This window comes from Modicisalibacter tunisiensis (assembly GCF_020148005.1).
GTDB lineage: Bacteria > Pseudomonadota > Gammaproteobacteria > Pseudomonadales > Halomonadaceae > Modicisalibacter > Modicisalibacter tunisiensis.
The window spans coordinates 2,730,063-2,743,582 of the sequence record NZ_JAGXFD010000001.1; the positions used below are offsets into that span (position 1 = coordinate 2,730,063).

Sequence of the window (13,520 nt, forward strand, 5' to 3'; positions counted from 1 at the left end):
GGCCCGCGCATGAAGGCGCGAGCCGATGAGCATCAAGCCAGGCGCGACTCGTCCTCGGTCGAAAACAGGACCGCGCGGCTCATGTCGACACGCAGCGCAATGCGATCCCCTGCCTTGATGCGGCTCTTGGGCCCCAGGCGCACGGTTGCCTCGACACCGCTCAGGCGGACCTGCAGCAGCGTGTCCGCTCCGGTGGGCTCGACCACCGTGGTGGTGGCCTCGAAGCGCGTGCCTTCCGCCTGATCCCCGAGCCGTTCGTCCTCCTCGCTGAAGTGCTCGGGACGCAGCCCCAGGGTCACCGGGCGGCCGACCTGCGACGCCAGGGCCTCCGTCTCGCGCTCCACGGGCCAGGGAAGCACCAGCGGTGCCTGCGCGCCCTCGGTCTCCACCCGTACCCGATACTCGCCGGGCCCACCCTCGAGGGACGCCGAGAGAAAGTTCATCGCCGGCGATCCCATGAAGCCGGCGACGAACATGTCGGCTGGATCGTTGTAGACCTCGTCGGGCGTCCCCAGCTGGAGGATGTGCCCATCGCGCATGATCGCGATGCGGTCGGCCAGCGTCATCGCCTCGATCTGGTCATGGGTCACGTAGACGATGGTGGTGCCGAGACGCTGGTGCAGCTTCTTGATCTCGGTGCGCATCTCGACGCGCAGCTTGGCGTCCAGGTTGGACAGCGGTTCGTCGAACAGGTAGATCTGCGGTTCCCGCGCCAGCGCCCGGCCCATGGCGACGCGCTGGCGCTGGCCGCCGGAGAGCTGCGACGGCTTGCGATCCAGCAGCTGGGATATCTGCAGCAGGTCGGCGACCCGCTCCACCGCCTGGTCGCGCTCAGCCTTCGGCACCTTGCGCATCTCGAGACCAAAAGCGATGTTCTGGCGCACCGTCATGCTCGGATACAGGGCATAGGACTGGAAGACCATGGCGATGTCCCGCTCGGCGGGCGTCCGCCAGGTGACGTCCTCGCCCCCGATGTGAATCTCGCCGGCCGTGACCGGTTCGAGACCGGCGATGGCGTTCATCAGCGTCGACTTGCCACAGCCCGAGGGGCCCACCAGGATCAGGAACTCCCCGGAGTCGATGGCCAGCGAGATCTCCTTGAGCACCTCAGTGTCACCGAAGGTCTTGCGTACGTTGCGAATTTCCAATGCGGACATGAAATCAGTTCTCCCTAGCCCTTGACGGACCCCGCGGTCAACCCGCGGACGAAATACTTGCCGGCCAGTACATAGACCACCAGCGTGGGTAGCGCCGCGATCATCGCCGCCGCCATGTCGACGTTGTACTCCTTCACGCCGGTCGAGGTATTGACCATGTTGTTCAGAGCCACCGTCACCGGCTGCGAATCGAATCCGGCAAAGGCCACGCCGAACAGGAAGTCGTTCCAGATCTGCGTGAACTGCCAGATCACCGACACGGTGATGATCGGCCCCGACACCGGCAGCAGAATCCGCCAGAAGATGCGGAAGAAGCCGGCGCCATCCAGCTTGGCGGCATTGATCATCTCGTCCGGGACGGCCACGTAGTAGTTGCGGAAGAACAGCGTGGTGAAGGCAATGCCATAGACCACGTGCACCAGCACCAGGCCACTGACCGAACTGGCCAGCCCCAGCCAGCCCAGGGTCCGCGCCATCGGCATCAGCACCACCTGAAACGGCACGAAACACCCGAACAGCAGCATCGCGAAGACCAGCTCCGATCCCCGGAATCGCCATTTGGTCAGCGCATAACCATTGATTGCCCCGACTAGCGTCGAGATCGCCACCGCCGGCACCACGATCTTGATCGAGTTGACGAAATACCCCGACAAGCCATCACAGCGCATGCCGGTACAGGCACTGCTCCAAGCCTTGATCCAGGGGTCCAGGGTGAAATGACTCGGCAGCGACAGCAGCGCTCCGGCGCGGATCTCCTCGATCGGCTTGACCGAGGTCAGCACCATCACCACCAGCGGCAGTAGATAGACCAGCGCGGCCGCGATCAGCAATGCATAAAGGCCGGCCCGCAGCAGCCGGGCACGTGGCGTCCGGCGACGTATCACGTTATCCATGCTTGCGCTCCCGCAGTTCGGAATACAGGTAGGGGATCAGGATGGCCAGCACCCCGCAGAGCATCATGATGGCACTGGCCGAGCCCAGGCCGATCTGCCCCCGCGTGAAGGTGTGGGCATACATGAAGGTGGCCGGCAGATCCGTGGCGTAGCCCGGGCCGCCGCCGGTTAGCGCCATCACCAGATCGAAGCTCTTGATGGCGATGTGCGCGAGAATCATCACCGCACTGAACACCACCGGACGCAGGCACGGCAGCACGATGCGCCAGTAGACACGCGGCAGACTGGCTCCATCGAGCGCCGCCGCCTTGAACAGGCTGTCGTCGATGCCACGCAGACCGGCCAGAAACAGCGCCATCACAAAGCCCGAGGCCTGCCAGACGGCCGCGATCACCAGGGTATAGATCGCCATGTCGGGATCCACCAGCCAGTCGAAGCGAAAGTTCTCGAAGCCCCAGCTCTGCACCAGTGCCTCGATCCCCAGACTAGGGTTGAGCAGCCAGCGCCATACCACACCCGTCACGATCAACGACAGGGCCATGGGGTAGAGATAGATGGTGCGCAGCGCCCCTTCCTGGCGGATACGCTGGTCGAGGAAGATGGCCAGCGCCAGCCCCAGCACCAGGCAGATGGCGATGAACAGGCCGCCGAACACCACCAGATTGGTGGCTGCCACGTGCCAGCGCTCGTTGGCGAACAGACGCGCATACTGCTCTAAGCCGACGAAGTTGTACTGCGGCAGCATGCGCGAACCGGTCAATGACAGGATGAACGTCCACAGCATGTAGCCGTAGACGAAGAACAGGGCCACGGCGAGCGACGGCGCCACCACCAGGCGCGGCAGTACCCGTTCCAGGGTACCGGCCAGCGAGCGACGGCCGGCCCGCCGCGACGAAGCGCGCGACAGGGAGTCGGTTGGAGTCATGGAACATGAACCTGACGGGATGGTCGGGAAAACCGGGGCCGGCCATTACCGGCCCCGGGGCGATGGCATCATTCAGCCGGCGGCACGTACCGCACTGGCCAGACGCTCGGCCGCCTTCTCGGCAGGCATGTCGGGATCATTGAAGAAGTTGGTGATGACGTCGAAGACGGCCCCCTGCACGCTTGCCGACACCGCCATGCCGTGGGCCAAGCTGGGCACCAGACCGCCCTGCGCCTGTGCGGCATCGAAAGCCTCGCGCGAGGACTTGGCGCAGGCATCGAAGTCATCCAGCGGTACGTCCATGCGCACCGGAATCGATCCCTTGGCCTTGTTGAAGGTGGTCTGGAAATCCTTGGACAGGATCAGCCCCGCCAGGTCCATCTGGGCCTGCTGCTTGCCCTTGTCATCGACCTTGAACATGGCGAAGCTGTCGACGTTGTAGGAAAACATGTGCTCGGTCATGGGCGCCGCTTCGCACAGGTAATCCTCACTCGGCGTCATGCCGGCGGCGGTGAACTCGCCCTTGGCCCAGTCGCCCATGATCTGCATCGCGGCCTTGCCGCTGATGACCATCGAGGTGGCGATGTTCCAGTCACGCCCGGCAATATCGGGGTCCATGGCGCCGCGCAGCTTCTTGAAGGTCTTGAGTGCCTTGACCATGGTGTCGCTGGTCAGCGCCTCGGGATCGAGATCGACAAAGGCCTTGCGGTAGAAGTCGGCTCCACCGACGCCCATCAGCACCACCTCGAAGACGGTGGCGTCCTGCCAGGGCTGGCCGCCATGCGCCAGCGGAACGAAGCCGGCGTCGCGAATCTTCTTGGCGTCCGCAAAGAACTCGTCCCAGGTCTTGGGCAGCGAATCGATGCCGGATTTCTCGAGCACCTCCGGGTTGGCCCACAGCCAGTTGATACGGTGGATATTCACGGGGACCGCGGCATAGTGGCCGTCGACCTTGTCATAGGCCGACAGCTCCGGCGGCAGGAAGGAGTCCCAGTTTTCTTCCCTGGCGACCTTGTCGATGTTGCCGAGGAAGCCCATCTCTCCCCATTCCTGGATGAGCGGCCCCTTGATCTGGGCGACCGCCGGAGGGTTGCCCGAAATGGCACGGGACTTCAGCACCGTCATGGCGCTGTCGCCGCCACCACCGGCCACGGCGAAGTCCTTCCAGGTATGCCCCTTGGCCTCGAGCTTCTGCTTGAGCAGGTTGGCGGCCTTGGCCTCACCGCCGGAGGTCCACCAGTGCAGCACCTCGATCTCGGCGGCGTTGGCCTGAGTCACGGCAGCCGCCAGTGCGGCGCCGGCAGCCAGGGTATAGAGCGGTTTCATGACGTGTCTCCCTTCTGGTTATTGTGGTGACGCAGGGTCAGACGCGAGGCAGGTGCGCCTCGCGACGTTCGAGAATCGGCAGGATGTCATGGCAGGCGCCCATGGTGTGGTAGTCCACTTTGCCGGCCGGACTCTTTTCGTCGGAATAGCGGCGATTGTCCGGCGTCAGGATGCGGTACCAGCCTCCATGACGATGATCGATCATCCATTGCCAGCTGAAATCCGCCAGGCGCCGGTACCAGCGCCAGAAGCGGAGCTCGCCGGTGGCGTCGGCCAGCATCGCCGCCGCCGCCAGGCTTTCCGCCTGGACCCAGAAATACTTGTCGCCGTCGCAGTGGTGCCGCTCGAGATCGACCCCGTAGACCAGCCCGCCATGATCGGCATCCCAGCCCGCCTCGACCGCCTCGATGAACAGTCGTGCGGCCGTCGGCAGCAGCCAGGCCTCGTCGGGGCAGTGGCGCGAAAGGATCGTCAGAAGCTTTGCCCACTCGGTCTGATGGCCGATCTGGAAGCCCCAGGGGCGGAACAGATGATGCGGATCATCGCGGTTGTACTCCAGATCCACGCGCCAGCGACGATCGAAATGCTCCCAGATCCAGCCATCGGTCTGCCGGGCCTGACGCTGCCAGATCGCCCGTGCGACGGCGAGCGCGCGTTCGAGATAGGCCGGGTCCTGCGTCGCCTCGAAGGCGGCGATCAGAGCCTCGCAGCTGTGCATGTTGGCGTTCTGGCCGCGGTAGTCGCTTACCCGCCAGCGGGTATCCGCTTCGTCGGCGTACAGCTGCCACTCGGGCTCCCAGAAGCGCCGAGTCTGCAGCGCATGCACCCGTTCGAGCCCTTCACGGGCTTCCTCGATGCCGCAACGCAGCGCCGTGGCATAGGCCAGCAGCACGAAGGCCAGGCCATAGCAATGATTGGTGGTGTCCTCGGGTTGATGGTCGATCAGTGTCCAGGCATAGCCCTGGTAGCGGGTCTGAAAATGCGCCTGCTCGAGATAGCGGAGTCCGTGACGCGCCCAATGGCGATATTCCTCACGCCCGGTGAACGCTGCATGGCGGGCATAGGTGAAGACATAGCGGGCACTCGACACCAGATGGCGATGGCGGGCGTCGTAAACCTCGCCGTCATCCTTGAGATAATGGTGAAAGCCGCCGCCGGCATCGATGCAGCGCGGATGATAGAAGGCCATGGTGCGCGCAAGATGCGACCGAAGCTGGCGTGGGTCGTCGAGAGGCATGGGCGTGGTCCTGCAATCATTGTCGTTATAGGGCGTGCCGACCAGGGCATCAGGGACACGATAGCGCAGGTTGTTGCAGGTAGGGATTACCGAATTCTGCAAAGTCTTGCCGAATTATTACAGGTTGGTAACACTCGACGTGTCGCTGCCGAGCGGCAGTTGCAGCCTTACCTCGAGGCCGCCGGCACTGGCTCGCCCCAGATGGATATCGCCCCCATGCGCCCGCGCAATATGCCGGGCGATGGCCAGCCCCAGCCCGCTGCCGCCGGTGTGGCGGCTGCGCGAGGGCTCGAGACGCACGAAGGGCTGGAAGACACGCTCACGCTGCGCCTCGGGGATGCCCGGGCCGTCGTCGCGAACCCAGACGTCCACCCGGTCGACCTCACGGCGGGCCGCCACATCCACGCGCCTGCCGTAGAAGATGGCATTCTCGATCAGGTTGGTCAGGCAACGCTTGAGCGCCAGCGGCTTGGCCATCACCGACCCGGCTTCACCACTGAGGTGCAGCGGCTTGCCATGCACGGCCAATTCATCACGCAACTCGACCAGCAGGCCATCGAGTGCCACCGGCTGGAGCTGCTCGTGCAGATCCAGTCCCTTGACCGACGCCAGCGCCCCCTTCACCAGCTGGTCCATCTCATCGAGGGTACGGATGAAGGCCTGGCGCTGGTCATCCTCCTCCAGCAGTTCGGCACGCAGCCGCAACCGGGTAATGGGGGTCTTGAGATCATGCGAGATCGCCGAGAACAGCCGTTCGCGCTCCTCGACCTGCTGACGGATCCGCTCGCTCATGCGATTGAACGCCACCGCCGTGTCACGCAGTTCCCGCGGGCCCCGCTCGGCCAGTGGCGGCGTTTCCAGGTCGTCCCCCAGGCGTCGTGCCGCCCGCGCCATCACCGATAGCGGCCGGGTCAGCCAGCGAATCCCCATCAGCGACAGCACAATCACCGTGACCAGCACCGCCAGCAACGCGAACAGCCGGTCGCCGGCCAGCCAGCTCGGCCCATCCAGCAACCCCGCGACCGGCAGGCTGGTGGCCACGAACAGCCATTGGTGCGCATCCAGTGGCATCTGCACCACCAGGATCGGCGTCGACAGCGGCGCCATCGCCAGGCTGCGATGCGCCCAGTGGGCCGGCAGTGCATCCAGCGCCACCTCGTTGTTGAAGACCCGAAGATGCTCGGGGCGGGAGAAGTCGATGGTCAGCGCCACCTTGCCCAGCTGACGATGCAGCCCCTCGCGCAGGTTGCGCGCCACCAATTGCCGAGCCCGGTCCGGAGTCGACCCCGTCAGGTGGATACGGTGGTCGTTGACGCTGACGAAAAAGCGCGTCCCTCCCATGTCACGCAGCTGCTCGAGCACGATATGCCGGTACTCGTAAGGCAGCGAGCGAAAGTAACGCACCGTGGCGGCCAGGCTGTCGGCCAGGTTGCGCGAGAGGGTATCGAGTTGGGCGAAACGTTCGCGGTTCTCCTGCCAGCTCCACAAGCCATAGCTGGCCACCTGGGCGCTCAGCACCCCCAGCAGCATCAACAGCACGAAGCGGCCGCGCAAGGTCCGCGGGCGCAAGGCGGTTTTCACACCTCCGCGTCCACGGTCGTGGCCAGCACATAGCCGGCGCCCCGTACCGTGCGTATCAACTGCGAGTGCTGGGCATCCTCGCCGAGGCGTTGACGCAGTCGGCACATATGCACATCGATGGAACGATCCAGCGGGGGCGCCCGGCGCCCGCGGCTGAGATCATAGAGCCGCTCACGCGAGAGGACCTGCTCGGGATGCTCGAGAAACACGCCGAGCAGTAAATAGTCGGCCCCTGACAATGCACTGCGCTGCCCCTCGGCGTCGATCAGCTCGCGGGTGATGCGATCCAGTCGCCAGTGGCCGAAGCGAACCACCCGGGCGGCCTCGGGACTCACCGGGCGCGCACGCCGCAGCACCGACTTGATGCGCGCCAGCAGCTCGCGCGGATTGAACGGCTTGGCCAGATAGTCGTCGGCCCCCAGCTCCAGCCCCAGAATCCGATCGGTTTCATCGGCGCTGGCGGTCAGCATGATAATCGGCACCTGATGATGGCGCCGCAGATCCCGACACAGCGACAGACCATCCTCGCCAGGCATCATGATGTCGAGCACCAACAGATCCGGCACGGCCTCCTGCATCAGCGCCCGGAGCGCTTCGCCATCCGCGGCGAGAGCGACCGCGAAGCCCTGCCGCTCGAGATAGGTCTTCAGCAATTCACGAATTTCGGCATCGTCATCGACCACGGCCACTGTCGAAGGCTGCATCGTCATAACCGGCAAGTTTCCTGTTCCACCCCGACTGGCGAGACGGCGATGTTGATGGGACCAGTGCGGATGATGCGACCTCCCGCCACAGCCATCAAGCCGCGCCCCGCCACGGGCGACCAAAGTGGCAGGCCCTGCTTGCCGGGTGGTGCCGAAGGCGAAGATCACCGCAGCGCGTGTCGTTGACGGCTGCATATCGCAACCCGGCCGGGCTCGCTATGATGACCGGATACCCAGCGTGGCAGAGAGCGGAATGACCCGGTACGAGCAGGATCCCCTCATCGACATCCTGGCTGGTTGCGCCAATGGCGAGGCCCGAGCCTTCGAACGGCTCTATCACGCCACCAGCGCGCATCTATACGCGCAACTGCTGCGTATTGTCAGGGAGGAAAGCGCCGCTCAGGACTGCCTGCAGCAGGTCTACCTGCGCATCTGGCAGACGGCCGGGCGCTATGATGCCAACCTGTCGCGCCCCATGACCTGGTTGTCCACCATCGCGCGGAACGTGGGAATCGACTGGCTGAGACGCAGCCGGCGGAGAAGCGAGGATGGCGACGCGGAACTCGCAACGCTCGCCGATGACACCGACCTGACGGCTGCCAGCCAGCTCGCCCAGCATACCGAGCGACTGCATGTCTGCCTCGAGACGCTGTCGGACGATCAACGGCGAGCCCTGGAGACGGCCTATTTCGAAGGGCTGACCCATGGCGAGCTGGCCGAGGCCCTGAGCCAACCCCTGGGCACCATCAAGAGCTGGATACGGCGTGGACTCGAGAGGTTGAGAACATGCATGACCCGTGGGATCTGAGCGACCCGGACGAGCGCGACCTGGCGGCCGGCGAATATGTGCTGGGCACCCTGGACAGCCGGCAGCAGGCCCATTTCGAAGCCCTGCTTGCGGTCAGCCCCGAACTGCAGCGTCAGGTTGCCGACTGGCGCGAACATCTGCAGGTCTTCAACACGCGCCTCGAGCCGGTGCCCCCGCCGGACTCGCTGTGGCCGCGCATCGTTCGGACGCTTGGCCTGGCACCCCGTCCCTGGTGGCGTCGGCTGAATGTATGGCGCTCCCTGAGCGCCGGCCTGGCCCTGAGCACGTTGCTTCTGGGTACCCTGCTGCTGGCCCACTCGGCCCCCTCCGGCATGCCCGGGGAAGCCGTCTACGTGGTACTCGACGACAATCGGGTGCCTGGCTGGATCATCTATGCCGAAGGCGATGGCAGACTGATGGTACAGGCAGTGCAACCCGCCGATATGCCTTCCGGCATGGCCGGCGAACTGTGGATGATGGCCGATGGCCAGCCGGTCTCTCTGGGCATGCTGCCCGGCCGAGGCGAGACACGCATGCGCATGCCGGCATCCCTGCGGCCGATGATGCGCCATGCCGACTTCGCGGTCAGCATTGAGCCGGCCGGTGGTGCACCACAGGGCCGTCCCTCCGGCCGCGTCATCGACCGGGGCAAGCTGGTGCCGATGCGCGGCGACGGCTGGTCGCTGTGACGCACCGGCAGTGCCGTCAACCGACCAGCGCCTGCACCTTCTCGACGATGTGCGCGCCGATGGGGATCGCCGACGTGGCAGCCGGCGACGGCGCATTGCAGACGTTGACGGTACGCGTGGTGTTGACGAAGCGGAAGTCATCGATCAGCTTGCCGTCGTCGGACACCGCCTGAGCCCGCACGCCGGCCGGATAGGGCTGCAGATCCTCGAGCGCCAGCTCCGGGCAGTACTTGCGCACCTCCTCGAGATACCCCTTCTTGAACAGGGAATTCTTCATCTCAATCAGGCCCGGCCGCAGATTGGCCTTGAGCACCTTGAGAATGCCCGGGTTGGTCAGCATCGCGGCACTGTCGGTCAAGGACACGTCGCGCTTGCGATACCCCTCACGCTTGAAGGCCAGCACCGCATTGGGGCCGACGGTCACACTGCCATCGATCATGCGGGTCAGGTGCACACCGAGAAACGGCATCGAGGGGTCCGGAATCGGGTAGATCAGGTGGTTGACGATGCCGTTATGGCGTTCGGGCAGCCGGTAGTACTCGCCCCGGAACGGACAGATGGTGAAGCCCGGCTTCACACCCAGCATGCTGACCACCCGGTCCGCCATCAGCCCGGCGCAAGAGACGAGATAGCGCGAGGTAAAGCTGCCCTGACCGGTCTCCACCACGACCTCCTCACGCCGCTCGCTGAGCCCCGTCACTTCGGTGTCGTAACGAATCTCGCCGCCTTGGCGACGAAACACCTCGCCCATGGCCTCCGCCACTCTGGCGTAGTCGACGATGCCGCTGGACGGCACGAAGATCCCGCCCTGCCCCGTGATGTTGGGTTCGCGTTCATGCAACGCCTCGGCCGACAGCCATTCACGCTCAAGGCCGTTGGCCGCCGTGCGTTCCCACAGGGCCTCCATGCGTTGCATCTCGAGCGCATTGGTGGCGACCAGCAGCTTGCCGCACACCTCGTAGGGAATCGCATGTTCGTCACAGAAGGCCTTGGTGGCGCGATTGCCGGCAAGACAGAAGCGTGCCTTGTGACTGCCGGGCGTGTAATAGACGCCGGCATGAATCACGCCACTGTTGTGCCCGGTCTGGTGCCGGGCCGGCCCTGCCTCCTTTTCCACGACCAGCATGCGCTTGTCCGGATAGGCCTCCTGAAGCTGCATGGCCGTGGACAGGCCGAGAATGCCGCCACCGATGATGATGAAATCGTACACGTCTACCTCTTGTCGTCCCGGGATCAATGCCAGCACTCGAGTCTACCCGATTCATCCGCCACCCGGGGATGGCCCTTGAAAAGCCGGGCAAAGGCAGCCACACCTGAAACAGGTTCCCCAACGGAGCAAGCGCCATGGCTACCCACGCCCTGCTGCTGGTCGACATCCAGAACGACTTCTGCCCCGGCGGTACCCTGGCCGTACCCGAGGCCGAGCGGATTCTGCCTGTCGTCAACCGCTGGATCGATGCGGCACAACGTCAGGACTGGCCGATCGTGGCCAGCCGCGACTGGCATCCACAGGAGCATTGCAGCTTCGTCGAGCAAGGAGGCCCCTGGCCGGTACATTGCGTTCAGGACACGGCGGGCGCCGCCTTTCACGAGAACCTGCAGCTACCCGACGAGGCGGTACGCGTCAGCAAGGGGTGCGCCTTCGACCGCGACAACTACTCGGCCTTCGACGGCACAGGGCTGACCGTCTACCTGCGCCGGCACGGCGTCCAGCGCCTGCATGTGGCCGGCCTGGCTCTGGATGTCTGCGTCAAGGCCACCGTCGAGGAGGCGCTCGGTCAGGGGTTCGAGGTCGAATTGCTCGCCGAGGCCACCCGGGCCGTCGATCCGACACACGCCGCCGATTGCCTCGATGCCCTGCGTCAGGCCGGCGCCATCATCAAGGAGTGATTCAGGAATGCCCATCCAGGAACTGCCCCGCGACGAGGACCTGAGTCTGCTGGTCGATCTCTATGAACTGACCATGCTGCAGGCCTACTGGGCCGAAGGCATGCACGATACCGCCACCTTCAGCCTGTTCTTCCGCAAGCTGCCGCCGCACCGTAATTACATGCTGGCCTGTGGCCAGCAGCATGTCGCCCGACTCATCTCGCAGCTGCGCTTCGGGGATTCCCAGATCGAGGCCCTGCGCCGCCTGGACCTCTTCCAGTCGGCCTTTCTCGACTGGCTGGCCGACTTTCGCTTCACCGGCACTCTGCATGCGCTACCTGAAGGCACCCCTGTCTTCCCGCACGAACCCCTGCTGGAAGTCGAGGCACCGATCGGCGAAGCCCAGTTTCTCGAGAGCCTGATCATGAACTACGTGCATCTCGAGACCGTCCTCGCCTCCAAGGCCTCGCGAATCGTGAATGCCGCCCAGGGACGTCCGGTCGTCGACTTCGGCATGCGCCGCATGCATGGCATCGATGCCGCCGTCCGCGGCGTGCGCGCCTATCGCATGGCCGGCATCTCCGCCACCAGCAACGTGCTCGGCGCGAGCCGCCATGACCTGCCGGCTCGCGGCACCATGGCGCACAGCTTCATCCAGGCGCATGACAGCGAAGACGTCGCCCTGCAGGCATTCGCCAGGGAGTTTCCGGGCACGGCCCTGCTGGTCGACACCTACGACACCGTGGATGCCGTCAAGCGACTGATCGGCTGGCTGGATGCCAATCCCGACCTGCACATCAGCGCCATTCGACTCGATTCCGGCGACCTCGGCGAGCTGGCCAAGACCTGTCGCCACCTGCTGGATCACGGCGGCTACCCGGAAATCAAGATCACCGCCAGTGGCGGGCTCAACGAGTATCGCATTCAGGACCTGCTGGCCGATGACGCGCCCATCGACAGTTTCGGCGTGGGTACGGCCCTCGGCGCGGCCAGCGATGCGCCCTGCCTGGAACTGGCCTACAAGCTGACCGAATATGCCGGCGAGCCACGCCTCAAGCACTCGCCCGGCAAGCATTCCCTGCCCGGACGCAAGCAGGTCTATCGTGAATCCGATGCCGAGGGGTTCTACCGGCGTGACACCCTGACACTTCGTGACGAAACCGCCCCCGGCATGCCACTGCTGCAACCCATCATCATCGATGGTGAGTTTCAGGCCGAGCGGATGGCCGATCCCGATACCGCCCGTGAGGCCAGCCTGGATGCCGTCGCCCGGTTGCCCGAGGGGCTTCATCGTCTCGACCAGGGGGCCGCCTATCGGGTTGATATCAGCGAGCGCATTCATGACTATCGTCGTCAGGCCGAGGCCAGGCTGGGGCTGCCATCGGATGGGTGACCTGGCGATGCTCTTGTTTATGTGTTGGGTCCCGTGTGATTAACCACCCGTTTGGTAAATAACTCAGGTCGCTTGGCCTGCCACTCCTTCATCGCCGTGATCGGTGATTGATGATGCAGCGCCTTCTGAGGGATGTGGTGATTGTATAGCCAAGCGTAGCGTTTGAGCGTCTGCTCCAGGTCCTCGCCTGAGGTATAGCGCCGGGTCGCCAGCACGTCGCTGATGCGGCCGTTGAACCGCTCCACCATACCGTTCGTCTGTGGCCTTCCCGGCTTGATCAGGCGATGTTCGATACCATGGGCCTGGCACTCCTGGTCGAAGGGGTGGCGGCCGCTGGGCTTGCGCTCACCTGCCCGCGTGAAGCGATCGGTGAACGACTTGCCGTTGTCAGTGAGCACCGTCTGGATCGTGAAGGGCGCCTTCTCCTCCACGCGCTTCATGAACGCCTTGGCATCCTTGGCAGACTGGCTACGCCTGACCTCCAGATAGACCCAGCGTGTGGCACGGTCGATGGCGACATACAGGTAGCGCTTCTGCTCCTCATCAGGCATCTGAGGCAGGTGCTTGATGTCGATATGCACGTACCCGGGCTCGTAGTCCTTGAAGGGCTTGTGCCGGGGCTTCCCATCATCACCAGCGTCCTGCCGAGCCAGTTCTGCCAGTGTCGGCACCTCGCGGCGCTGGAGCATGCGATGCAGGCCTGAGCGAGACAGTCGAGGGTTCAGGAACTCACGTGCCACGACGAGCAGGTCATCCAGACCGAGCCGCAGGAATTCGCGAGCGGCGATCAGCACCGCCTCCTGCTCGGACGTGAGGGTGGCCAGCAGGTTGTGACGCGTGTGCGGTCGGTCATGGACATCGTCACGGTACCGCCAGCGCCGGATCGTCGCGGGGGAGACGCCATACTGGCGAGCCAGCTCGCTATCCGTGATGCTGGA

At 64.8% G+C, this 13,520-nt stretch carries 12 protein-coding genes and 1 pseudogene; 4 read left to right on the forward strand and 9 right to left on the reverse strand.

Annotation, left to right across the window (positions count from 1 at the left end; translation table 11 throughout):
• Positions 1 to 32: 32 nt before the first annotated feature.
• The 7 genes from KGQ91_RS12845 to KGQ91_RS12875 form a co-directional block, all read right to left on the reverse strand.
• A complete protein-coding gene (locus KGQ91_RS12845) occupies positions 33 to 1,157 on the reverse strand; it encodes an ABC transporter ATP-binding protein (protein WP_163648585.1) in 1,125 nt (374 codons plus the stop codon).
• A 14-nt stretch (positions 1,158 to 1,171) separates the two neighbouring features.
• A complete protein-coding gene (locus KGQ91_RS12850; protein ID WP_163648584.1) occupies positions 1,172 to 2,050 on the reverse strand; it encodes a carbohydrate ABC transporter permease in 879 nt (292 codons plus the stop codon).
• Positions 2,043 to 2,975 (reverse strand): carbohydrate ABC transporter permease, encoded by a 933-nt coding sequence (locus tag KGQ91_RS12855; protein WP_205596227.1) that lies wholly within the window; start codon positions 2,973 to 2,975, stop codon positions 2,043 to 2,045. Before KGQ91_RS12855 ends, KGQ91_RS12850 begins: the two co-directional genes overlap by 8 nt.
• Before the next feature lie 72 nt (positions 2,976 to 3,047).
• Complete coding sequence (locus tag KGQ91_RS12860; protein WP_163648583.1) at positions 3,048 to 4,301, reverse strand: ABC transporter substrate-binding protein; 1,254 nt, start codon at positions 4,299 to 4,301, stop codon at positions 3,048 to 3,050.
• Between the two features lie 37 nt (positions 4,302 to 4,338).
• Complete coding sequence (locus KGQ91_RS12865) at positions 4,339 to 5,538, reverse strand: AGE family epimerase/isomerase (protein WP_163648582.1); 1,200 nt, start codon at positions 5,536 to 5,538, stop codon at positions 4,339 to 4,341.
• A 117-nt stretch (positions 5,539 to 5,655) separates the two neighbouring features.
• Positions 5,656 to 7,119, reverse strand: coding sequence for an ATP-binding protein (locus KGQ91_RS12870; RefSeq protein ID WP_318010286.1), 1,464 nt, complete (start codon positions 7,117 to 7,119; stop codon positions 5,656 to 5,658).
• A complete protein-coding gene (locus KGQ91_RS12875; protein ID WP_224421132.1) occupies positions 7,116 to 7,829 on the reverse strand; it encodes a response regulator in 714 nt (237 codons plus the stop codon). The genes KGQ91_RS12870 and KGQ91_RS12875 overlap by 4 nt, the downstream gene beginning before the upstream one ends.
• A gap of 247 nt (positions 7,830 to 8,076) precedes the next feature.
• Here KGQ91_RS12875 and KGQ91_RS12880 point away from each other — a divergent pair, with 247 nt between their 5' ends.
• Positions 8,077 to 8,631, forward strand: coding sequence for a sigma-70 family RNA polymerase sigma factor (locus tag KGQ91_RS12880; protein ID WP_224421133.1), 555 nt, complete (start codon positions 8,077 to 8,079; stop codon positions 8,629 to 8,631).
• Complete coding sequence (locus tag KGQ91_RS12885; RefSeq protein WP_224421134.1) at positions 8,610 to 9,320, forward strand: anti-sigma factor; 711 nt, start codon at positions 8,610 to 8,612, stop codon at positions 9,318 to 9,320. Before KGQ91_RS12880 ends, KGQ91_RS12885 begins: the two co-directional genes overlap by 22 nt.
• A 16-nt stretch (positions 9,321 to 9,336) precedes the next feature.
• On the opposite strand, the gene lhgO is transcribed toward KGQ91_RS12885, so the two are convergent.
• Complete coding sequence (gene lhgO, locus KGQ91_RS12890) at positions 9,337 to 10,530, reverse strand: L-2-hydroxyglutarate oxidase (protein WP_224421135.1); 1,194 nt, start codon at positions 10,528 to 10,530, stop codon at positions 9,337 to 9,339.
• Between the two features lie 134 nt (positions 10,531 to 10,664).
• Between lhgO and KGQ91_RS12895 the strand changes: the two genes are divergently transcribed.
• Positions 10,665 to 11,210 (forward strand): isochorismatase family protein, encoded by a 546-nt coding sequence (locus KGQ91_RS12895; RefSeq protein WP_224421136.1) that lies wholly within the window; start codon positions 10,665 to 10,667, stop codon positions 11,208 to 11,210.
• Positions 11,211 to 11,217: 7 nt separating this feature from the next.
• The gene (locus KGQ91_RS12900; RefSeq protein ID WP_224421137.1) at positions 11,218 to 12,582 is read left to right on the forward strand and encodes a nicotinate phosphoribosyltransferase; all 1,365 of its coding nucleotides are present in this window, start codon (positions 11,218 to 11,220) and stop codon (positions 12,580 to 12,582) included.
• A 17-nt stretch (positions 12,583 to 12,599) separates the two neighbouring features.
• Here KGQ91_RS12900 and KGQ91_RS12905 read toward each other — a convergent pair.
• Positions 12,600 to 13,520, reverse strand: a pseudogene (locus KGQ91_RS12905) (IS481 family transposase); the annotation flags it as partial.

Coding starts and splice junctions, on each gene's coding strand:
- KGQ91_RS12895 (WP_224421136.1), top strand. CDS start 10,665: ATGGCTACCCACGCCCTGCTGCTGGTCGACATCCAGAACGACTTCTGC.
- KGQ91_RS12865 (WP_163648582.1), bottom strand. CDS start 5,538: ATGCCTCTCGACGACCCACGCCAGCTTCGGTCGCATCTTGCGCGCACC.
- KGQ91_RS12860 (WP_163648583.1), bottom strand. CDS start 4,301: ATGAAACCGCTCTATACCCTGGCTGCCGGCGCCGCACTGGCGGCTGCC.
- KGQ91_RS12875 (WP_224421132.1), bottom strand. CDS start 7,829: ATGACGATGCAGCCTTCGACAGTGGCCGTGGTCGATGACGATGCCGAA.
- KGQ91_RS12885 (WP_224421134.1), top strand. CDS start 8,610: ATGCATGACCCGTGGGATCTGAGCGACCCGGACGAGCGCGACCTGGCG.
- KGQ91_RS12845 (WP_163648585.1), bottom strand. CDS start 1,157: ATGTCCGCATTGGAAATTCGCAACGTACGCAAGACCTTCGGTGACACT.
- KGQ91_RS12900 (WP_224421137.1), top strand. CDS start 11,218: ATGCCCATCCAGGAACTGCCCCGCGACGAGGACCTGAGTCTGCTGGTC.
- KGQ91_RS12850 (WP_163648584.1), bottom strand. CDS start 2,050: ATGGATAACGTGATACGTCGCCGGACGCCACGTGCCCGGCTGCTGCGG.
- KGQ91_RS12855 (WP_205596227.1), bottom strand. CDS start 2,975: ATGACTCCAACCGACTCCCTGTCGCGCGCTTCGTCGCGGCGGGCCGGC.
- KGQ91_RS12880 (WP_224421133.1), top strand. CDS start 8,077: ATGACCCGGTACGAGCAGGATCCCCTCATCGACATCCTGGCTGGTTGC.